The sequence below is a fragment of the Sphingobium phenoxybenzoativorans genome (assembly GCF_018286635.1).
GTDB lineage: Bacteria > Pseudomonadota > Alphaproteobacteria > Sphingomonadales > Sphingomonadaceae > Sphingobium > Sphingobium phenoxybenzoativorans.
The window spans coordinates 69,394-89,522 of the sequence record NZ_CP073910.1 but is presented as its reverse complement, the minus strand read 5'-3'; the positions used below and the strand labels follow the sequence as shown (position 1 = coordinate 89,522).

The following is a 20,129-nucleotide window of genomic DNA, read 5'->3' as shown; positions in this document are numbered from 1 at the left end:
CCTCTCCTTCTTTTATGTGCGGGACAGACGATCTACCTCCTCGACGCTGAGTTCAAGCCCGAAGATGCTTGCCAAAATGGTGCGATAATCAGCGGCGTCTTGGATCGGGCGGCTCTCCGTGACGCCCGCCCGGTGTAGGGATAGCTGCCTGTCGGTCAGGGCGGCGAATCCGTCGGGCAGGATCAGGCTGACGATCTGCATCGTCAGGAAGCGCGTGCCGGGCCGGGTGGAGGTCCAGTGGTTGGACAGCTCCAGGTCGATCCCCTCGACCGGCGCGGTGGTGAAGCTATATTGCGGCTGCCAGTCGCGCGTATCCTGGCTGCGGCCGTCCGTCGCGCCCGGATCGCCCGCCCGCTCCAGCATCCAGCCCCCGTCCTGCCGCACCAGCCGGTGCGCGGTGCCGTCCGCCATCTGGCTGGCCGCGCCATCCTCCAGCGGCATGGGCGGGGAGAAGCTGCCGCCGAACCCGGCGTCCGCGATCCATTCCCGCCCGCCGATCGTCACCAGGTTGAATGTGTGGGTCAGCGGCGGCATGCCGTCGGCCATCAGCCACACCCGCGCCAGCAGCGGCCGGGCGGCGAACCCTGACGCCCGCAAGGCGCGCAGGAACAACTGGTTCTGCTCGAAACAATATCCGCCGCGCCGCCGCGTCACCAGCTTGTCGAACACAATGGCGGGGTCGATGCTGATCCCCCGGCCCAGCGGAATGTCCAGATTCTCGAACGGGATCGCCAGCCGGTGCGCGCGTTGCATCGCCGCCAGCCCCGCCGCATCCGGCGCGGGCGCAGCGTCCATGCCGATCCGGGCGAGATAGGCGGGAAGGTCCATGATCAGAGAATATCCTTCTATGGGGAGGGCTAGTGCTCCTGCGAAAGCAGGAGCCTAGTTCCAAGCTCTGAGCTGGGCTCCTGCTTTCGCAGGAGCACTCCTCTTTATCGGCTAACCAGAATAGCCCCGGCTACGCCTATTCCCCACCCGCCGGACAGTCGCCAATGCGCTTCCCGCTGCTTTTCATCTTCATCTTCATGCCCATGCCGTTCGCCATGCCGGAGGAGTCCACGTCGATGGCGATCGCATAATGGTCGGGCATATAGGTGCCCTGCATCGCCATCTTCATTTCCGCGCCCGGCTGCTGCGGGATCTGGCAGGTGGTTGCCGCCGTGATCGTCCCGCCCGCCATCTCCATGTTGGAATAGGTGCATTTGGCGTCCTTCTGCGCCGCCAGGAAATCGGCGCTCGGCTTTTCCGCCTGTTCGGGCGTGATGCAATGCTTGAAGCTGGTCTTGTGGCCGATCATCGCCTTGGCCGCGTCCGGCGCGCCTTCGGGCAGGCCGGTCATCTGCACGTCGACAATCTCCTGCGTCGCCTCCCACTGCCCCGCTTCCAGCTTCACGCTGCTCATCTTCTCCGCCACGTCCTCGGCGGTGATGTTACCGCCCTTTTCCGGCGATTTGCCGCAGGCCGACAGGGCAAGGACCGCCGCGGCGGCGGATATCAGATATGCGGCTTTCATTGATGTCTCTCCCGGCTTTGCGCTGGCGTTGCGAATGCGTCTGCGCGCCTCCATATCAGTGCGGCATGGCGATTCAAATCCGAACCACATTGGCCGAACCCGAAACGGGCGAGGATTTCGTCCCCCACCGTCCGGCGCGCCCGGAAAAGGGGGAGGGCGGCCGTCCGTTCAGGATCGTGTCTGATTACGAACCCGCCGGCGACCAGCCCGCCGCGATAGAGGAACTGGTGCAGACCGCGCTCGGCGGAGAGCGGGACCAGGTGCTGCTGGGCGTCACCGGCTCTGGCAAGACCTTCACAATGGCGAAGGTGATCGAGGCGTTGCAGCGCCCCGCGCTCATCCTCGCCCCCAACAAGATCCTCGCCGCCCAGCTCTATGGCGAGTTCAAGAGTTTCTTTCCCGAAAACGCGGTCGAATATTTCGTCAGCTATTATGATTATTACCAGCCCGAAGCCTATGTGCCCCGGTCGGACACCTATATCGAGAAGGAAAGCTCGGTAAATGAGAGCATCGACCGGATGCGCCATTCGGCCACCCGCGCGCTCCTCGAACGCGACGATGTGATCATCGTCGCCTCCGTCTCCTGCCTCTATGGCATCGGCTCGGTCGAAACCTATTCGGCCATGACCTTCGCGATGAAGAAGGGCGGGGTGGAGGACCAGCGGGAGATCATCCGCAAGCTCGTCGCGCTCCAGTATAAGCGCAACGACGCCGGCTTCGCGCGCGGCAATTTCCGGGTGAAGGGCGACAATCTGGAGGTGTTCCCCAGCCATTATGAGGACACCGCCTGGCGCATCAGCTTCTTCGGCGACGAGATTGAGGAGATTGCCGAGTTCGACCCGCTGACCGGCAAGAAGGTCGCGACCCTCGACTATGTGAAGGTCTTTCCCAACAGCCACCACGTCACCCCCGGCCCGACGCTCAAGCAGGCGATGGAGGCGATCCGCCACGAACTGGCGGAGCGGCTGAAGGAATTGCAGGCCGAGGGCAAGCTGCTGGAGGCGCAGCGGTTGGAACAGCGCACCAATTTCGATCTGGAGATGATCGCGGCGACCGGCTCCTGCGCGGGCATCGAGAATTATTCCCGCTTCCTCACCGGCCGCCTGCCGGGCGAGCCGCCGCCGACCCTGTTCGAATATCTGCCCGAAAATGCGTTGCTCTTCGTCGACGAAAGCCACCAGACCGTGCCGCAGATCGGCGCGATGGCGCGCGGCGACCACCGGCGCAAGATCACGCTCGCCGAATATGGCTTCCGCCTGCCGAGCTGCATCGATAACCGCCCGCTGCGCTTCAACGAATGGGACGTGATGCGGCCGCAGACGGTCAGCGTCTCCGCCACGCCCGGCAAATGGGAAATGGACCAGACCGGCGGCGTGTTCAGCGAGCAGGTGATCCGCCCCACCGGCCTCATCGACCCGCCGGTCGAGATCAAGCCGGTCGAGGATCAGGTCGACGACCTCATCAACGAGGCGCGCAAGACGGCCGCGGCGGGCTACCGCACCCTCGTCACCACCCTCACCAAGCGCATGGCCGAGGACCTCACCGAATTCATGCATGAGGCGGGTTTGAAGGTCCGCTACATGCACAGCGACGTCGAGACGCTGGAGCGTATCGAACTGATCCGCGACCTGCGGCTGGGCGTCTATGACGTGCTGGTCGGCATCAACCTGTTGCGCGAGGGGCTGGACATCCCCGAATGCGGCCTTGTCGGCATCCTCGACGCGGACAAGGAGGGTTTCCTGCGTTCGGAAACCTCGCTGATCCAGACGATCGGCCGCGCCGCCCGCAATGTCGACGGCCGCGTCATCCTCTATGCCGACCGTGTCACCGGCAGCATGGAGCGCGCGCTCAACGAGACCGGCCGCCGCCGTGAAAAGCAGGAGGCGTACAACGCCGAACACGGCATCACGCCGACGACGATCAAGCGCAACATCGGCGACATCATCGCGGACGTCTCCAACAAGGACAGCGTGCTCGTCGAAACCGGTGACGAAAACCGCCCGCACATGGTCGGCCACAACCTGCGCGCCTATATCGAGGATCTCGAAAAGAAGATGCGCGCCGCCGCCGCCGACCTGGAATTCGAGGAAGCCGGCCGCCTCCGCGACGAAATCCGCAAGCTGGAGGCCGAGGAACTGGGCTTACCACAGGACCAGCAGGTCGCCGCGCCGAGAGGCCGGGCGCATGAGGGGAAGCCAGGCACGCGGAAATTACGGTATGGGAAGGTGCAGAAGAAGTTCGGGCGGTAGGAATGAGTCGGCACAGAACAACATTTGGAGTGCTTTAGGCCATAATTAGCTGTTGCGTTAGCTATCTCTTTAGCATATGGCCACAGTAGGAGATTGGCGTGAAAGCTAAAGTGGGGCAAATTGAGGTTGAGGGTACGCCAGATGAGGTAGTGGCCTTTATCAGGCGCTTAAATTCTTCCGTTGAAGCGTTAGTGACCGGAAGAGACTTGCTCAGTGTTCCTATTCTGCGAAATGCTGTACCGGTTGGGACCTTTGTTTCGGAGGAAGTAGCGTTTCAAATATTGAAACGTAGGGCGTTATCATCTGAGCAAAGGCTATTGCTAAAGCTACTGCGAGAGAATGGCTCAAACTGGACTACAGCAAAGAACATTCAGGCGGCCTTGAAATATTCGAGGAGCCAACTTGGCGGGATGTTAGGAGCGTTCGGGAAGCGCGTGAATTCCTCCCCCGGCTATGTTGATGGGCAGTCATTTTTTGAGCAAGAATGGGATTATGAGAATGATTGCCACAAATATCGGCTACCGGGCCAAGTTCTAGCGGCTGTTAAACGAGCGGGGATATGATCCGCTCCTTCGCCGATCCCGAAGCCCAGCTAATCTGGAACGGCGACCGCAGCCGCAAGCTACCGCCCGACATCCAGCAGCGCGCCTTTCGCCGCCTCAGGATGTTGGATGCCGCCAACAGTCTGGATGATCTTCGCAATCCGCCCAGCAACCGCCTTCATGCCCTTACGGATGATCGCTCCAGCCAACACTCTATTTCCATTAATATGCAATGGCGTATATGTTTCGTCTGGAAGGACGATGGAGCGCATGACGTCGAAATCACGGACTACCACTAATCCCGACTGGCTCGACAATGAGCATGCCGGTCAGATGCTGGTATCGGAATTTATGGAGCCGCTGGACCTCTCGGTGGAGCAGATGGCGCGGCTGATTGCCGTTACGCCGGACCGGCTCAGTCCGGTGATTGACGGCGCGCGTCCGATGGATGCCGAACTCGATCTTCGCCTCGGCCGCTATTTTGGCATGTCGGAGGGGTTTTTCCTGCGGTTGCAGGCCGACTATGAATTGCTCGAAGCCAAACGCGCCCTCAATGGCGAACTCGACCGCATCGTTCCGCGCGCCGCCTGATTTCCCGCAAGGCCGTCCCCACATCCCCGATTGACGCCGCCCCGCCCATGCGGGATCACCTTCCCATGATCCACCGCCCGCTCGCCCGCTTCCTTGCCCTCATCACCCTCGCATTCGTCGTCGCATTTCCCGCCTCCGCGCCCGCCAAACCCGCCGCGCCGCCGCAAAAGCGCTTGGTCATCGTTGATGATGACATGATCGGCTTCAACGGCGTGCCCCTGCTCCTGCTGCAGGCGCCCGATGTGCAGGTGCTGGGCATCACCACCACCAGCGGGTCGGTGTGGCGCGATACGGCGTCGGCCTATGCGCTGCGCACGCTGGAGATATTGGGGCGCACTGATGTCCCCGTCCTCGCCGGTGCGGTGCTGCCGCTGCTCAACAGCGCGGAGGCGACAAAGCGGTGGGAGGGCCTTTATGGCCGCCTCGTCTTCAAGGGGCCTTGGACCGACTATTGGCCGGACGGCACGATTCAGGATCATCCCGGCGCGAACGATCCCGCTTATGTGCCGGACCTGCCGATGGGCAACCCCAAAACCAGGCCGGGCAAGGAGATCGCCGCCGCCTTCCTCGTCCGCATGGTGCGCGAGCATCCGGGGCAGATCACCCTGTTCGCCACGGGTCCCATGACCAACATCGCGATCGCGCAGAGCCTTGACCCGACCTTCGCCGCCAATGTGAAGGAGATCGTCTATATGGGCGGCAGCCTGCTTCCGCATCAGGTGCTGGAGGGGCCGTCCGCCGAACAGTTCGCCCGCGAATTCGTCAATTCTCCCAGGCGGGAGTTCAACATCCGCTGGGACCCGGAGGCCGCCAAAATCGTCGCCCACGCGCCATGGCCGAAAATGACGATGATCCCGGTCGATCCCTCCACCGGCACGCAATGGACGCGGGAATTTCTCGACAGCCTCGCGGCCGCCGACACCCCGCTCACCGGCATGATGCGGACCGCGCTCCCGCCCGGCTTTCCGATGTGGGATGAGGTCGCCGCGATGGTCTGGCTCGCGCCGGACATCGTGACGAAGGCGGAAACGCTCTACATCGATTTTGAGACCAGCCAGACCGCCTCCTATGGCGACACCCTGTCCTGGACGGAGGCGTATCGCCCGCATCTGGGCGAACGGGCGCAGCGGGTGATCCTCTCGGTCGACCGCGGGAAGACGGAGGCGGCGATGCGCGCGCTCTACATGCGCTCTGGCGGGAAATAAGGAAGCGATTCCGGCGGGTAACGCTTTGATCGCAGCTTCCGGGAAGCCGCCGGACACCCTCGCCTTTAGCATCGCCTTCATTGCCAAAGGGCGTTGCCGAAGGAGAAGAAGCGCATGCCATATCGACCCCGCCGCCGCGATGCGGGTTTGCCGCCGCTATTGCTTGTCATCCTGTGGATCAGCGTGATGCCATTGCCCCTCATCCCGCACGGAACCCCCCTCGCATGATCGACCTCGCCGATCTCGACCGCTACGGCGCCGCCATCCTTCCCGCGCTGCTCAGCCCGCAACAATGCGCCGATGTCATCGCCCTGTGGGACGGGGCGGGGCCGGCGGCTTTCCGCAAGGATGTGAACATGGCCCGGCACGGCTATGGGCGTGGCCATTACCGGTATTTCGCCTATCCTTTGCCCGATCCGGTCTCGGCCCTGCGCGAACGCCTTTACGCCGCGCTCGCGCCTACCGCGAACCGCTGGGCGGAGGCATTGGGGCAGCCGGACATCTACCCCGCCAGCCATGCCGATTTCCTCGCCCGCGGCCATCTGACCGGGCAGGACAAGGCGACGCCGCTGCTGCTCCGCTACGAAACCGGCGACTGGAACGCGCTGCATCAGGATGTCTACGGCCCGCACATCTTCCCGCTCCAGGCGGCGATCCTGCTCTCCCGTCCCGGTCAGGATTTCACCGGCGGCGAGTTCGTCCTCAGCGAACAGCGCCCCCGCATGCAGTCCCGCCCCGAAGTCGTGCCGCTGACTCAGGGCGACGCCGTCATCTTCCCCGTCCGCGAACGCCCGGTTCAGGGGACGCGCGGCATCCACCGCGTCCAGATGCGCCACGGCGTCAGCCGCCTGCGCAGCGGCGTCCGCTTCACCCTCGGCATCATCTTCCACGACGCCGCGTCCTGATTAGCCAGATGCACAGCGTGCTCCTGCGCAGGCAGGAGCCCAATCCCGCCCTCTGAACTGGGCTCCTGCCTTCGCAGGGGCACGCGGTTTTGACAGGCCAGCTCCACACCCCCATCCTCCTGACCCCATTTCGACCGGCGTCTGCCCGCATCGACCAGCGTCGGCGGCCTGGCTTGAGGCGGACCCGATGCGCGCGCATGCTCCGCGCCGCAACAAGACGCTGCAACAAGCCAAGGGGAATGCCGCCATGCGCCGTTCGATTCTCGCCGCCCTGTTGGGCGCAACGCTCAGCCTGTCCGCCGCCACTATGCCCGCCTATGCCAAGGCGGCAGCGCCCGACTTCGCCGCCGCCGTCGCTGACAAGGGCCGCCCGGCCGACGCCATCGCCCTCGACGAAAGCCGAAAACCGGCCGAAGTGCTCGCGTTCCTCGGCCTCAAATCCGGGGACAAGGCGGCCGACATCATGACTGGCTCCGGCTATTGGGCGGAAATCATGGCCAACGCCGTGGGCAAGAAGGGGAAGGTCACCGCCTTCGAACCCTCGCAATTTTATTCCAGCCCGGACGAAATGAAGGTCTGGGACGCGCTCGGCAAGCGCCGGCCGGACATCAGCTTCGTCCGCTACCCGTTCGAGGCGTTCAGCGCGAAGCCGGACAGCTTCGACTTCACGATCATCAATCTCTCCTACCACGACCTCTATTGGGAATCGGAGAAATATAAGATCCCCCGCACCGATCCGGCGGCTTTCGTAAAAACCCTCTACGCCGCGACCAAGCCGGGCGGCATCGTCGGCATCATCGATCATGTCGGCCTGCCCGGCGACACGCGAAAGACGGTGGACACGGTGCACCGCATCGACCCCGCGCAGGTGAAGGCGGACTTCACCGCCGCCGGTTTCGTGCTGGAGGCGGAAAGCCCGATCCTCTCCAACCCGGCCGACGATCACAGCAAGCTGGTGTTCGACCCCGCGATTCGCGGCAAGACCGACCGGTTCGTCTATCGTTTCAGGAAGCCGAAGTGAGGTAGGCGACTCACCCTCCACCTCCGTTCACCCTGAGCGAAGTCGAAGGGTTTCGCTGAGCGTAGCGAAGCGCCCTCACTTCGTTCGGGCGAGGGCTTCGACAAGCTCAGCCCGAACGGGATTATTGCTCCAACCCCACGCCTCATCGTGGTAAACGCCGCATTCACCATTATTCAACGACTGTCAGGCAGGATCAGACTTCCGAAAACCCCCAATCCTGTTGTTATTTGGATCGGGAGCCTTATCTTGGGCGCTGAAAGCGAGCGAAAGCGATAGATGAACGACGACAAGGAACCGCAGGGCAATCCCTGGATCAAGAGCGCGATGATTTGGGCAGGCGTCATCATCGCCCTGCTGCTGTTCGTGTCGATGTTCGACAACCGCTCGACCACGGCTGGCGGCGCAGCGATCGCTTATTCCGATTTCCGGCAGAAGATTCAGGATGGTCAGGTCAAGGAAGTGGCCGTCGCGCCCGACCGCATCACCGGCACCCTGTCGAATGATCAGAAGTTTCAGACTGTCCCGGTCACCGACCCGAACCTGACGACGCTGCTTGACGATTATGGCGTCAAATATAGCGGCCAGGCGGAGGAGCAGCCGAGCTTCTGGATGATCCTCATCTATCAGTCGCTGCCGTTCCTGCTGATCCTGGGCATCGCTTTCTTCGTCCTGCGCCAGATGCAGAAGGGCGGCAGTTCCGGCGCGATGGGCTTCGGCAAGTCGAAGGCGAAGCTGCTGACCGAAAAGCATGGCCGCGTCACCTTCGATGACGTCGCCGGCATCGACGAAGCGCGCGAGGAATTGCAGGAAATCGTCGAGTTCCTGAAGGACCCGACCAAATTCGCGCGCCTTGGCGGCAAGATTCCCAAGGGCGCGCTGCTGGTCGGCTCCCCCGGCACCGGCAAGACCCTGCTCGCCCGCGCCATCGCGGGTGAGGCGGGCGTGCCCTTCTTCACCATCTCCGGTTCGGACTTCGTCGAAATGTTCGTCGGCGTCGGCGCGAGCCGTGTCCGCGACATGTTCGAGCAGGCGAAGAAGAACGCGCCCTGCATCGTATTCATCGACGAAATCGACGCGGTCGGCCGCCATCGCGGCGCTGGCCTCGGCAACGGCAATGACGAGCGTGAGCAGACGCTGAACCAGCTCCTCGTCGAAATGGACGGTTTTGAGGCCAATGAGGGCATCATCATCGTCGCCGCGACCAACCGTCCGGACGTGCTTGACCCCGCGCTGCTGCGTCCGGGCCGCTTCGACCGTCAGGTCGTCGTCCCTCGCCCGGATATCGAGGGCCGCGAGAAGATCCTGGCCGTCCACATGAAGAAGGTGCCGCTGGCGCCCGACGTCGACGCCCGCACCATTGCGCGCGGCACGCCCGGCTTCTCCGGCGCGGACCTCGCCAACCTGGTCAATGAGGCTGCGCTGATGGCCGCCCGCCGCGGCAAGCGCCTGGTCGCGATGGACGAGTTCGAAGCCGCCAAGGACAAGGTAATGATGGGCGCGGAACGCCGCTCCATGGTCATGACCGACGACGAAAAGAAAATGACTGCCTATCATGAGGCGGGTCACGCCATCGTCGCGATCCACGAGCCTGCGTCGGACCCGATCCACAAGGCGACGATCATCCCGCGCGGCCGCGCGCTGGGCATGGTCATGCGCCTGCCGGAACGCGACAATTATAGCTACCACCGTGACAAGATGTACGCGAACCTCGCCGTGTCGATGGGCGGCCGCGTCGCGGAGGAAGTGATCTTCGGCTATGACAAGGTGTCGTCCGGCGCATCCAGCGACATCCAGTACGCGACCCGCCTCGCACGCGACATGGTCACGCAATGGGGCATGTCCGACAAGCTTGGGCCGCTCCAATATGAGGAGCAGCAGGGCGAGACTTTCCTCGGCTATTCGCAGAGCCAGCGCGTGCACATGTCGAACGAGACGGCGCAGGCGATCGATCACGAAATCCGCACGATCGTCGAGACCGGCTACAACCGCGCCAAGGAACTGCTCAAAAAGCATGAGGATGAGCTGCACCTGCTCGCCAACGCGATGCTGGAATATGAAACGCTGAGCGGCGAGGAAATCCGCAAGCTGCTGGAAGATGGCGAGATCACGCGCGACGACGGCACGAAGATCAAGCCCAGCAACGTGCCCGCCGCCGGCTCCTCCATCCCCAAGACCCGCCGCCGCAAGGGACCCTTCGGCGAACCGGCGGGGCAGGGGGCGTAACCCGCAGTCTCCCGGTTATGGAATGCGAAGGGGCCTCTGGAAACGGAGGCCCTTTTTCGTTCGAACCTAGCACCCAACTCCGTTCGCCGTGCGCGCTTAAAACGCGGCGTGCTCCTGCGAAAGCAGGAGCCCAGGCCCACGCTCCGAACTGGGCTCCTGCTTTCGCAGGAGCACGCCGACCCATAAATGGGCAGTCCTAGCCTACCTCCCGCTCCGCCCCGTTCACCCTCTCCGTTCGTGTCGAGCGAAGTCGAGACACGGTCGCACAGCGTTTTGCCTCAAGGTTGCGCAGAGGCTTCTCGACTACGCTCGAAGCGAACGGGATGGCGGAATGCGGGCTTCGTCGGACCGTCATCCCTCCCGCTCCGCAAACGCTTTCCGCGCCGCTTCGATCTGCGCATGATAGGTTTCCGCCCATATCCACACGCCGCAGAACGCCGCGCCCAGCGTCCGGCCCAGCTCCGTCAGGCTATATTCCACCCGTGGCGGCACCACCGGATAGACGGTCCGCGCGACGAGGCCATCCCGCTCCATCTGCCGCACCGTCTTGGTCAGCATTTTCTGGCTGATGTCGCCGACATGCCGGCCAAGCTGGGTGAAGCGCAGCGTGCCATGATCCTCCAGCGCCTCCAGGATCAGCATCGTCCATTTGTCCGCGACCCGGCCGATAATCTCATCGACCAGCGCGCCGACGACCGGGTCGGTTTCCATGGGCGGCGGATGCGCGCGCCGCGCCTCGATCATGGGGTCCGGCTGGGCCTTCTTCATCCTACAGTATCCATGTGGTAAGTATCGAACTTTCGGGTGCCTACTTTCCAAAGGAGAGTGTCATATTTATCTGGGAATCACAACAGCGATCAGAAAGGTTCGAACGATGCAGATTTCCGGAAACACCATCCTCATCACCGGCGGCGGCTCCGGCATTGGCCAGGCGCTGGCGGAAAAATTCCATGCCGCGGGCAATCAGGTGATCATCGCGGGCCGCAACGCCGCCAATCTGGACGCAGTGACCGCGGCCAATCCCGGCATGGCCTCCATGACCTTCGACGTGGGCGACGCCGCCTCGATCGAAGCATTCGCCGCTGGACTGGTCGCCGCCCATCCTGCGGTCAATGTCATCATCAACAATGCGGGCATCATGCAGATCGAGGACATATTGCAGGCGCCCGCCAACCTCGCCACCACGGAGGCGACGGTCGCGACCAACCTGCTCGGCCCGATCCGCCTGACCAGCGCCCTGCTGCCGCATCTCCTGAAACAGCCTGCCGCCACCGTCATGATGGTCACGTCCGGCCTGGCTTTCGTGCCGATGGTCGCGACGCCGACCTACAGCGCCACCAAATCGGCGATCCACGCCTATGCGATGGCCCTGCGCGAACAGTTGAAGGGAACATCGACCGAAGTGGTGGAGATCATCCCGCCCTATGTCCAGACGTCCCTGACCGGCGATCATCAGGCCAATGATCCGGCTGCCATGCCGCTCACCGACTTCATCGATGAGGTGATGGCGATCCTTGCGTCCGACGCAAAGGTCCGGGAAGTGATCGTCGAACGCTGCAAGCCGCTCCGCTTCGCCGCCCAGCAAGGGAATTTCGATCAGATATTCGCCACGCTCAACGCCCCCCGCTGATGCGGGGCGGCGCGCGGCGCGAATAATCTTGCCGGAATAGTGGTTAATCGCCGCCCGTACGTTATACATAGGTCACCGAATATTTTTGGGGCGTTTCCGTCTGCGATGTTCCTTTCGCAACCGCCCCGGCAGGCTTGAACCGGCATATTGAGGGGAAGCGACATGACCACCGCGCAGATTGATCGTGAAAGCAGGCAGGAACTCGAAAGCCGCGGCTATTCCCGGCGGCAGATAGGGCGCATCGCCGCGCTTCTGGGCGCGGGCGCGGTCATGAGCCAGGTGGCCCGCCCCGCCTTCGCCCAGCAGTCGGCAAAGGCGATGGTCGGTGCGGTGCGCATCGGCTCCAACGAATGCTGGACCGGCCCTTTCCCTGCCGGTGTGGAGGCGGCCGCGAAGATCGCCGCCGTCGGCAACTGGTATGAGCCGGACGACGAACATGCCAAGCTGACCGCCGCCGTCGCGCAGGTGGAGGGCGTTCCGGCTGAATGCGTCATGGCCTGGCCGGGGTCGAGCGATCCGCTCAACCGCTCCGTCATCACTTTCTGCTCGCCGGAGCGCGGCCTGGTGACCGCCAACCCGACCTATGAACAAAGCTGGGCCACCGCCGCATGGCTGGGGGTAAAGCCCGATCGCGTGCCGCTGACCAAGGATTACCGCCACGATGTGAAGGCGATGCTGGCCGCCAATCCGAAGGCGGGCCTCTATTATATCTGCTCGCCCAACAACCCGACCGGCACGCTGACGCCGATCGAGGACATCGAATGGCTGATCGCCAACAAGCCCGCGGACTCTGTCGTCCTCGTCGACGAAGCCTATATCCACTTCGCCGGCACGCCCAGCGCCGCGAAGCTGGCGGGCACCCGCAACGACGTGATCGTCATGCGGACCTTCTCGAAACTGTTCGGCATGGCGGGCATGCGCCTTGGCCTCACCATCGCGCACCCCGATCTCTACAAGAAGATGATGCGCTATGACGGGCAGCAGGTCAGCTTCATGCTGCCAATGACGGCGGTCGCCTGCGGCACCGCCAGCCTGGTCCTCGCCGACCAGATCGCCGCCCGCCGCGACCAGATGAACGCCGTGCGCGAGGAAACCTTCGCCCACCTGAAAAAGCGGAAAATCCCCTACATCCCCTCGCACGCGAACATGTTCATGGTCGATTGGGGCAAGGGCAAGAACCCGAAGGACATGCAGGCCAAGTTCGGCGCGGAAGGCATCCAGATCGGCCGCTCCTGGGACGCCTACCCCACGATGAGCCGCGTGACGGTGGGGTCTGCGGAAGATATGCAGAAGTTCCGGGTGGCGCTGGACAAGATATTGATGGCTTGAGGGTGGAAACACTCAACATGCTTCTTGATACGGGCCTTCCAGTTCCCGGCGGAAAGTTCGTTTAGTCTGAACATCATCGACATCTATTCGTGGGCTGCGGAGACCAACGGAAATTGCCTTTCAAACAGCGAGGAAGCCTATAGGCATCCTCGTTGACAGTCGCGATGATTTGAAAGGCGTGATAGCGTGAGCCGAAAATATGCGAAACTCACCGCGTATCTCGGAGAGCAGGCCAGCGATCAGGTCATGCTCTCTTTCGCCGAGATAGAAAAAATACTTGGCTTCGTATTGCCTGATAGCGCGCGTAATCACGGCCCTTGGTGTACAAATTCACGTTCCACCGGCCGCCATAACGAAGCATGGCTTAACATCGGTTGGGAGACGGCCGATCGTAATATGAGAGCGCAAACTATCGCCTTTCATCGAACCAGCACGGCTGCCTTCATCCAACGCCAGACCCGCCAAAGGAATTTAGGCCATGCGCATCATGCGGCCTTCGATCCTTTAACGCTCACCGAAACCGATCTGGCTGCAGATTGTGCTGTCAAACTGCAATTACGCTGGTGGCGTCTTGGGGCAGTGAAATTGGATGACGATCGGAAGTTGGTCTTTCCCACTGCGCCTGCTCAAGCGGGATTGTATAGGCTTATCGTACGTGCCGGTAACCGGACGAACGTCTATATTGGTGAAGCTGTCAGGTTGAAACGTCGTTTCAGCAACTATCGGCAACCGGGCAGTACGCAGCAGACCAGTCTACGAATCAACGCATTGCTCATTGAAACGCTTGACCAGGGAGGCTCGATTGCGGTCGATATCGCATATCAAGATATCGGGCTGAGTATAGGCGGAGTATTGATAGCCGCCAACCTCGATGACAAGGCGGTGCGCCGGATGATGGAGCAGGCCGCCATTGTTGCGCATGGGGGTATCGATGTCGAAATGCTGAACCGTTAGCTTCTTCGGGCAACGCCCATTCGGCGGACAGTAGTACGGGCCCAATCAACGCGCTCATGGGCGGTATACCCTCGCCACCCCTCCCTCCTCGCACTATACCCCTCCCATGACCCCGCTCGCCGCCGCCCTTTTCTCTGCGATCGCCATGACGCTCATCGTCGGCATCCGCTATCTCATTACCAGCGGCGGGTTTGCGCTGGCGACGCGCATCCGGCATCCGGGCCTCTATGCCGGCCTGCAGCCGCAAATGTGGCGGGAGGTCGGCTGGTCGCTGCTTTCCGCCGCCATTTACGGCATCCCTGCGGGCATCGTCGCCTGGGGGTGGCGGGCGCATGGCTGGACGCGCATCTATACGGACATCCACGCTTTCCCGCTCTGGTATGCGCCGCTGTCGGTGCTGCTCTACCTGCTGGCGCACGACACATGGTTTTACTGGACGCATCGCTGGATGCATGTCCCCGCGCTGTTCCGCCGCATCCACGCCGTCCATCACGCCAGCCGCCCGCCGACCGCCTGGGCGGCGATGAGCTTTCACCCGTGGGAGGCGATCACCGGCGCGGTGGTCATCCCAGCGCTGGTCTTTCTCATTCCCATCCATGTGGGCGCGCTGGGCGCGGTGCTGACGATCATGACCGTCATGGGGGTCAGCAACCATATGGGGTGGGAGATGTTTCCGCGCGCGCTGGTGCATGGCCCGGCGGGGCGCTGGCTGATCACCGCCAGCCATCATCAGCGGCACCATGACCTTTACGCCTGCAATTATGGCCTGTATTTCCGCTTCTGGGACCGGCTCTGCGGAACGGACAGGGGCATAGGGACCTTTGCCGGGCAGGCCAAAAGGGCGTGAACATCATGAGGATTCTTGCGCGGATCGCTGGTCTGGGCGCTGTCGCCCTGTTGATCGGCGCGGCTCCGGCGGACCTGCCGCAGCCGCTGACCGTCGGCGTGGAGGGGCTGCGCTCGCCCCGCGGCCTGCTGCAGATCTGCCTCACCCGGCTGCCCGATCATTTTCCCGACTGCACCGGCGACCCGGACAAGCGGCATTTCAGCATTCCCGCCGCGCAGGCCGCCAATATGGCGCTCGGCGATCTTCCCCCCGGCGGTTATGCGATCGCGATCATCCATGACCAGAACAGCAATAAGAAGCTCGACACCTTCATGGGCATTCCGAAGGAAGGCGTCGGCTTTTCCGAAAATCCCCCGATCCGCTTTGGCGCGCCCAGCTTCCGCGCGGCGCGCTTTGCGGTCGGCGGCGCGGCGGCGCGGCAGGACATCCGCATGAAATATTTTCTGTAACCGGCGGGCAACGGCGCCGGTGCAACCCGCAGGCCCAAGGGAACCTGTAACCGTCGTGAAACATTCTCTCGTTCGACCCTATCGAACAGGAACATCATGATCGCCCTTCGCTTCCACCTGCTTGCCGCCGCATTGTGCGCCGCCATTACCGCCATTCCCGCACAGGCCCAGGAAGCAGAGGACCGGTCATCCCTCACCATCGGCGTCGGCGCGGCCTATGTGCCCAGCTATGACGGGTCGGACGATTATATCGCCGTCCCGGTCGCGGCGGCGCGGGGCAAGGTAAATGATTTCGCCTTCTGGACGCGCGGCACCAGCCTCTATGTCGACGCGATCCCCAACACCGATCCCAATGGCTGGGACATAGAGCTTGGCCCGGCCGTCAACGTCAACCTGACCCGCACCCGGCGGATCAGGGACCCGCAGGTCCGCGCGCTCGGAAAGCTCGACACGGCGATAGAGGTTGGCGGCTTTGTCGGTCTGGGCAAGACGGGCGTGATCACCAGCGACTATGACAATCTTTCCGTCCGGGTGAGTTGGACGAAGGATGCCGGCGGCGCGCACAAAAGCTACGTCATCACCCCAGCCATCGAATATATGACGCCGCTTTCCACCACGACCTTCGTGGGCGTGGGCGCGTCGGCCGAATATGTCGGCAAGGGATATGGCCGCTATTATTATGATGTGGACGCGGCGGGCAGCCTGGCGAGCGGGCTGCCGGTCTATACCGGCGCGGGCGACGATTCAGGGTTCAAGAAGGTCAGCATGAACCTGATCGCGGGGCATTCGCTGTCCGGCGATCTGCGCAAGGGTTGGACGATATTCGCGCTTGGCGGCTATCAGAAGATGCTGGGCGATTATAAGCGCGCGCCCATCGTTGATATTGCGGGCAGCAGCAATCAGTGGATCGCCGCGATCGGCATTGGCTATACGTTCTGAACTGCTCCGGCCTGACGGATATGCGTGCGTATCAGTCCTGTTCGCTGCGACCCGCCGTTAGCCAGCTTCTGGCCATGTAGGAGAGCGCAAACCACAGCGCCAGAGGCGCAAGCAAAACGGTCTGTGCGCCCGTCAGGCGGCCGTTCGGGCGCTTTTCGCCACGGCGTGGCAACGTATTGTCCATGAAAACCATCCTCCCACTCTGACCGGATTTTCAATGAATCCGTGAGCGCAGAGAATGCGCCTTGCAGTGCGGTCCCACAATTGCCCTAATAATTGGTTGAGGTCCCGATTCAGGACAATTCTCGGCCGCTAAATCCTGAGTAATCCGCGCTATCGGGGTAAATGAGGCGCTTCTCCGTTCAGCCGCCTTTTGTGATACCGCCCGCGCAGCAGCGCCGCCGCGACCAGGAATGGGGTCGCCAGCGCTACCGCCCCCAGCGCCAGGAAGCGCGGCGACCATCCCAGCAGGCTGTGCACCCCCGACAGCGGCAATGCCGCCAGGATCATCGCGACGCCCAGCAGCAGCAGGCCGACCCGCCGTGGCCGCACCGCCACCATGCGCAGCTCATGCTTATAGGCTTTCCGCCCTTCCTTCGTTGTCAGATCGGGGTGATGGCTCATGCGGTCTCCAAACTTCGCTGGACCTTAAAACGATCCGCCCCTATTCTTGCAACCATTCCCCGGGGGACCCTGCATACAGGGTTGAGATATGGCGATGGGCGCCATGACCCGCTGAACCTGATCCGGTTGACACCGGCGGAGGGAGGGAGCGGATCGCCACCCGCATTCTCTCTCCGCGATTTTGGAGAGTTTTTCATGGCCGATATCCCCGCCCGCACTGAAATGCGCGTCACCACCGGCCCGATCCGGGGTTCGCGGAAGATCCATGTCGGCCCCCGCAATGTCGCCATGCGCGAGATTCATCTTGAGCCGGGCAGCGGCGAGCCGCCCGTCCGCGTCTATGACACCTCCGGTCCCTATACCGACCCCAATGCCCGCATCGACATCATGGCCGGCCTGCCGCAGCTTCGCCGCGACTGGATTCTCGGCCGGGGCGATGTCGAGGAATATGACGCCCGCGCCATCAAGCCGGAGGATAACGGCCTGAAAGGCCCCGACCGCAGCGGCGGCGTCAGCCAGTTTCCCAATGTCGTCAAGCGCCCCCTGCGCGCCAAGCCCGGCATGAACGTCAGCCAGATGCACTATGCCCGCCAGGGCATCATCACGGCGGAGATGGAATATGTCGCGGAGCGCGAGAATCTCGGCCGCGCGCGGCTGAAGGATTATGTCCGCGACGGCAATGACTGGGGCGCCGCCATCCCCGATTATGTGACGCCGGAATTCGTCCGGGATGAGGTCGCGCGCGGCCGCGCCATCATCCCGAACAATATCAACCACCCGGAAAGCGAGCCGATGGCGATCGGCCGCAATTTCCTGGTGAAGATCAACGCCAATATCGGAAATTCCGCCGTCGCGTCGGACGTCGCGTCCGAAGTCGACAAGATGGTCTGGTCGATCCGCTGGGGCGCGGACACGGTCATGGACCTGTCCACCGGCCGCAATATCCACGACACCCGCGAATGGATCATGCGCAACTCGCCCGTCCCCATCGGCACCGTCCCCATCTATCAGGCGCTGGAGAAGGTCGGCGGCATCGCCGAGGAGCTGACCTACGAAATCTTCCGCGACACGCTGATCGAGCAGGCGGAACAGGGCGTCGATTATTTCACCATCCATGCCGGCGTGCGCCTGCCCTACATTCCGATGACGGCGAAGCGCGTCACCGGCATCGTCTCGCGCGGCGGGTCGATCATGGCGAAATGGTGCCTTTCGCACCATAAGGAAAGCTTCCTCTACGAGAATTTCGAGGACATTTGCGACATCATGAAGGCGTATGACATCGCCTTCTCGCTGGGCGACGGTCTGCGCCCCGGCTCCATCGCCGACGCCAATGACGAGGCGCAGTTCAGCGAGCTCTACACGCTGGGCGAACTCACCAAGAAGGCGTGGGAGCATGACATCCAGGTGATGATCGAAGGCCCCGGCCATGTGCCGATGCACAAGATCAAGGAGAATATGGACAAGCAGTTGGAGGCGTGCGGAGAGGCCCCCTTCTACACGCTTGGGCCGCTGACGACCGATATCGCGCCGGGATACGACCATATCACCAGCGGCATCGGCGCGGCGATGATCGGCTGGTATGGCACGGCGATGCTTTGCTACGTCACGCCCAAGGAGCATCTGGGCCTGCCCGACCGCGACGATGTGAAGGTCGGCGTGGTCACCTACAAGCTCGCCGCCCACGCCGCCGATCTGGCGAAGGGGCATCCGGCGGCCAAGGTCCGCGACGACGCCCTAAGCCGCGCCCGCTTCGAATTCCGCTGGCGCGACCAGTTCAACCTGTCGCTCGACCCCGACACGGCCGAACAATATCACGACCAGACCCTCCCCGCGGAAGGCGCCAAGACCGCCCATTTCTGCTCCATGTGCGGCCCCAAATTCTGCTCGATGAAGATAACGCAGGAAGTGCGCGACTTCGCGGCCAAGCAGAACCAGCCTGCTGATGCATTCATCGCGGCGGAGGATGCGGAGAAGGGAATGAAGGAAATGAGCGAATTGTACGAGGCGACCGGCCGGGAGCTGTATATGGGCGCTGGTGGGAGAGAGCATGATTGATTTAGCTATTACGTAGCGTCGCTCAAGTATCCGCCTCGGAGTGAAACTTGATGACAGAAACAATAGCTTGCCCAGTTTGCCTATCTGCCGATGGGTATGGATGCACGGTTGAGCCGTTCGGATCTAGAGATGCTCGTCTCTTCGATTGCGATGTCTGCGGAGCATTCGCAGTTTCCCGCACAGCGCTTGATGACTACCTAGAACTACGTATGCCTGGCATGACCCGAATAAAACGAGCTGCGATTTCGCACAAAATTCGGGTTAACAATGATCGGCTACCAGAGCCATGGATGCTTACGACTTACGAGTTGGAGTCCTTGATTAGCGATGGACTGCCATTGCCTACACCTAATCAACAAGCCTTGAATGCTATGCGGTACATTGGAGACCGGGTCACTGACGAAGGTGTTCCTGTAGGAGAACTGCCGCCAGAATTTTCGGCTTTGATCGGTTCTCCGTCTAGGGAATTCGCATGTAATCTAGTCGTTGAATTAAGGAATTCTGGCTTAATAACCGGACTGTTCCTTACCAATGTAAATGGACCGGCTCACGTCCAAGAATTGTCTCTTACCTTGGCAGGTTGGGGTCAATACGAAGAAGAGAGAAGGGGCAGAAAATCGGGTAGTTATGGATTTATTGCTTTGAAGTTTGGTGACGAAACCCTTGATCCTCTAGTTCGGGATCATGTGAAGCCGGCAATTGCATCAATCGGTTACGATGCGGTAGATCTCCGAGATGTTTCCAAGGCTGGCATAATTGATAATCTTCTTCGAATTCAAATTCGTGATGCAGCATTTGTGTTAGTTGATCTGACTCATGAAAATGCAGGAGCATATTGGGAAGCGGGATATGCTGAAGGATTAGGTAAGCCTGTTTTATATATATGTGAAAAAACGAAATTTTATGAAAAGCAGACACATTTTGATACTAATCACTGCACAACTGTTCTCTGGCATTCTGATCATGTCGAAGAATTTGTTGAAGATTTAAAAGCGACATTAAAAAGATCGCTGAATATTTGAATAAAAATTCGTTTGTCTTTGCAGCAGTCGG

The 20,129-nt window shown here is 61.9% G+C and carries 21 protein-coding genes and 1 riboswitch; of the genes, 16 read left to right on the top strand and 5 right to left on the bottom strand.

Translation table 11 applies throughout. From position 1 onward, the window contains the following. Positions 1–12: 12 nt before the first annotated feature. Both KFK14_RS00460 and KFK14_RS00455 read right to left on the bottom strand, forming a co-directional pair. Entirely contained in the window at positions 13–828 is an 816-nt protein-coding gene (locus KFK14_RS00460; protein WP_212609488.1) for an arylamine N-acetyltransferase family protein, read from the bottom strand. Between the two features lie 136 nt (positions 829–964). Continuing rightward, entirely contained in the window at positions 965–1,513 is a 549-nt protein-coding gene (locus tag KFK14_RS00455) for a DUF3617 domain-containing protein (protein ID WP_212609487.1), read from the bottom strand. Between the two features lie 65 nt (positions 1,514–1,578). On the opposite strand from KFK14_RS00455, the gene uvrB reads away from it, so the two are divergent. The 8 genes from uvrB to ftsH all read left to right on the top strand — a co-directional run bounded on the left by uvrB (position 1,579) and on the right by ftsH (position 10,249). Continuing rightward, positions 1,579–3,762, top strand: a complete 2,184-nt coding sequence (gene uvrB / locus KFK14_RS00450) for an excinuclease ABC subunit UvrB (protein WP_212609486.1) — start codon at positions 1,579–1,581, stop codon at positions 3,760–3,762. A gap of 98 nt (positions 3,763–3,860) precedes the next feature. Further along, the gene (locus tag KFK14_RS00445; protein ID WP_212609485.1) at positions 3,861–4,325 is read left to right on the top strand and encodes a hypothetical protein; all 465 of its coding nucleotides are present in this window, start codon (positions 3,861–3,863) and stop codon (positions 4,323–4,325) included. Then, positions 4,322–4,603, top strand: coding sequence for a type II toxin-antitoxin system RelE/ParE family toxin (locus KFK14_RS00440; protein ID WP_212609484.1), 282 nt, complete (start codon positions 4,322–4,324; stop codon positions 4,601–4,603). The genes KFK14_RS00445 and KFK14_RS00440 overlap by 4 nt, the downstream gene beginning before the upstream one ends. Then, entirely contained in the window at positions 4,575–4,895 is a 321-nt protein-coding gene (locus tag KFK14_RS00435) for a HigA family addiction module antitoxin (RefSeq protein ID WP_212609483.1), read from the top strand. The genes KFK14_RS00440 and KFK14_RS00435 overlap by 29 nt, the downstream gene beginning before the upstream one ends. A gap of 65 nt (positions 4,896–4,960) precedes the next feature. Next, positions 4,961–6,100 carry a nucleoside hydrolase gene (locus tag KFK14_RS00430; protein ID WP_212609482.1) on the top strand — a complete coding sequence of 380 codons (1,140 nt, stop codon included), beginning with the start codon at positions 4,961–4,963 and terminating at the stop codon, positions 6,098–6,100. A gap of 191 nt (positions 6,101–6,291) precedes the next feature. Then, positions 6,292–7,005 (top strand): 2OG-Fe(II) oxygenase, encoded by a 714-nt coding sequence (locus KFK14_RS00425; protein ID WP_425516674.1) that lies wholly within the window; start codon positions 6,292–6,294, stop codon positions 7,003–7,005. 187 nt (positions 7,006–7,192) lie between these two features. After that, entirely contained in the window at positions 7,193–8,026 is an 834-nt protein-coding gene (locus tag KFK14_RS00420; protein ID WP_246524785.1) for a class I SAM-dependent methyltransferase, read from the top strand. A 276-nt stretch (positions 8,027–8,302) separates the two neighbouring features. After that, positions 8,303–10,249, top strand: coding sequence for an ATP-dependent zinc metalloprotease FtsH (gene ftsH / locus KFK14_RS00415; RefSeq protein ID WP_070155648.1), 1,947 nt, complete (start codon positions 8,303–8,305; stop codon positions 10,247–10,249). Between the two features lie 351 nt (positions 10,250–10,600). Here the strand turns inward: ftsH and KFK14_RS00410 are convergent, their stop codons facing one another. Beyond that, positions 10,601–11,017 (bottom strand): winged helix-turn-helix transcriptional regulator, encoded by a 417-nt coding sequence (locus KFK14_RS00410; protein ID WP_070155650.1) that lies wholly within the window; start codon positions 11,015–11,017, stop codon positions 10,601–10,603. Between the two features lie 106 nt (positions 11,018–11,123). On the opposite strand from KFK14_RS00410, the gene KFK14_RS00405 reads away from it, so the two are divergent. From KFK14_RS00405 to KFK14_RS00380, 6 genes are all read left to right on the top strand, one after another. Beyond that, positions 11,124–11,879 carry an SDR family oxidoreductase gene (locus KFK14_RS00405; RefSeq protein ID WP_212609480.1) on the top strand — a complete coding sequence of 252 codons (756 nt, stop codon included), beginning with the start codon at positions 11,124–11,126 and terminating at the stop codon, positions 11,877–11,879. A gap of 162 nt (positions 11,880–12,041) precedes the next feature. Further along, entirely contained in the window at positions 12,042–13,208 is a 1,167-nt protein-coding gene (locus KFK14_RS00400) for a pyridoxal phosphate-dependent aminotransferase (protein WP_212609479.1), read from the top strand. A 186-nt stretch (positions 13,209–13,394) separates the two neighbouring features. Continuing rightward, positions 13,395–14,162: a DUF7662 domain-containing protein gene (locus KFK14_RS00395; RefSeq protein ID WP_212609478.1), complete on the top strand. Its 768-nt coding sequence runs from the start codon at positions 13,395–13,397 to the stop codon at positions 14,160–14,162. 106 nt (positions 14,163–14,268) lie between these two features. Beyond that, positions 14,269–15,009: a sterol desaturase family protein gene (locus KFK14_RS00390; protein ID WP_212609477.1), complete on the top strand. Its 741-nt coding sequence runs from the start codon at positions 14,269–14,271 to the stop codon at positions 15,007–15,009. A gap of 11 nt (positions 15,010–15,020) precedes the next feature. After that, positions 15,021–15,458 carry a DUF2141 domain-containing protein gene (locus KFK14_RS00385; protein WP_425516673.1) on the top strand — a complete coding sequence of 146 codons (438 nt, stop codon included), beginning with the start codon at positions 15,021–15,023 and terminating at the stop codon, positions 15,456–15,458. A gap of 96 nt (positions 15,459–15,554) precedes the next feature. Next, complete coding sequence (locus KFK14_RS00380; protein ID WP_212609475.1) at positions 15,555–16,397, top strand: MipA/OmpV family protein; 843 nt, start codon at positions 15,555–15,557, stop codon at positions 16,395–16,397. A gap of 31 nt (positions 16,398–16,428) precedes the next feature. Here KFK14_RS00380 and KFK14_RS00375 read toward each other — a convergent pair whose 3' ends face one another. Then, a complete protein-coding gene (locus KFK14_RS00375; protein ID WP_212609474.1) occupies positions 16,429–16,581 on the bottom strand; it encodes a hypothetical protein in 153 nt (50 codons plus the stop codon). 149 nt (positions 16,582–16,730) lie between these two features. Beyond that, a complete protein-coding gene (locus tag KFK14_RS00370; protein WP_212609473.1) occupies positions 16,731–17,021 on the bottom strand; it encodes a hypothetical protein in 291 nt (96 codons plus the stop codon). 50 nt (positions 17,022–17,071) lie between these two features. Beyond that, positions 17,072–17,182, top strand: a riboswitch (TPP riboswitch). Between the two features lie 34 nt (positions 17,183–17,216). Between KFK14_RS00370 and thiC the strand changes: the two genes are divergently transcribed. Then, on the top strand, positions 17,217–19,076 hold the full coding sequence (gene thiC / locus KFK14_RS00365; protein WP_212609472.1) for a phosphomethylpyrimidine synthase ThiC: 1,860 nt from the start codon (positions 17,217–17,219) through the stop codon (positions 19,074–19,076). A 50-nt stretch (positions 19,077–19,126) separates the two neighbouring features. Continuing rightward, positions 19,127–20,098: a hypothetical protein gene (locus tag KFK14_RS00360; protein WP_212609471.1), complete on the top strand. Its 972-nt coding sequence runs from the start codon at positions 19,127–19,129 to the stop codon at positions 20,096–20,098. Positions 20,099–20,129: the final 31 nt, after the last annotated feature.

Coding starts and splice junctions, on each gene's coding strand:
- KFK14_RS00380 (WP_212609475.1), top strand. CDS start 15,555: ATGATCGCCCTTCGCTTCCACCTGCTTGCCGCCGCATTGTGCGCCGCC.
- KFK14_RS00460 (WP_212609488.1), bottom strand. CDS start 828: ATGGACCTTCCCGCCTATCTCGCCCGGATCGGCATGGACGCTGCGCCC.
- KFK14_RS00390 (WP_212609477.1), top strand. CDS start 14,269: ATGACCCCGCTCGCCGCCGCCCTTTTCTCTGCGATCGCCATGACGCTC.
- KFK14_RS00435 (WP_212609483.1), top strand. CDS start 4,575: ATGACGTCGAAATCACGGACTACCACTAATCCCGACTGGCTCGACAAT.
- KFK14_RS00370 (WP_212609473.1), bottom strand. CDS start 17,021: ATGAGCCATCACCCCGATCTGACAACGAAGGAAGGGCGGAAAGCCTAT.
- KFK14_RS00440 (WP_212609484.1), top strand. CDS start 4,322: ATGATCCGCTCCTTCGCCGATCCCGAAGCCCAGCTAATCTGGAACGGC.
- KFK14_RS00430 (WP_212609482.1), top strand. CDS start 4,961: ATGATCCACCGCCCGCTCGCCCGCTTCCTTGCCCTCATCACCCTCGCA.
- KFK14_RS00405 (WP_212609480.1), top strand. CDS start 11,124: ATGCAGATTTCCGGAAACACCATCCTCATCACCGGCGGCGGCTCCGGC.
- KFK14_RS00400 (WP_212609479.1), top strand. CDS start 12,042: ATGACCACCGCGCAGATTGATCGTGAAAGCAGGCAGGAACTCGAAAGC.
- KFK14_RS00410 (WP_070155650.1), bottom strand. CDS start 11,017: ATGAAGAAGGCCCAGCCGGACCCCATGATCGAGGCGCGGCGCGCGCAT.
- ftsH (WP_070155648.1), top strand. CDS start 8,303: ATGAACGACGACAAGGAACCGCAGGGCAATCCCTGGATCAAGAGCGCG.
- KFK14_RS00420 (WP_246524785.1), top strand. CDS start 7,193: ATGCGCGCGCATGCTCCGCGCCGCAACAAGACGCTGCAACAAGCCAAG.
- KFK14_RS00360 (WP_212609471.1), top strand. CDS start 19,127: ATGACAGAAACAATAGCTTGCCCAGTTTGCCTATCTGCCGATGGGTAT.
- uvrB (WP_212609486.1), top strand. CDS start 1,579: ATGGCGATTCAAATCCGAACCACATTGGCCGAACCCGAAACGGGCGAG.
- thiC (WP_212609472.1), top strand. CDS start 17,217: ATGGCCGATATCCCCGCCCGCACTGAAATGCGCGTCACCACCGGCCCG.
- KFK14_RS00375 (WP_212609474.1), bottom strand. CDS start 16,581: ATGGACAATACGTTGCCACGCCGTGGCGAAAAGCGCCCGAACGGCCGC.
- KFK14_RS00455 (WP_212609487.1), bottom strand. CDS start 1,513: ATGAAAGCCGCATATCTGATATCCGCCGCCGCGGCGGTCCTTGCCCTG.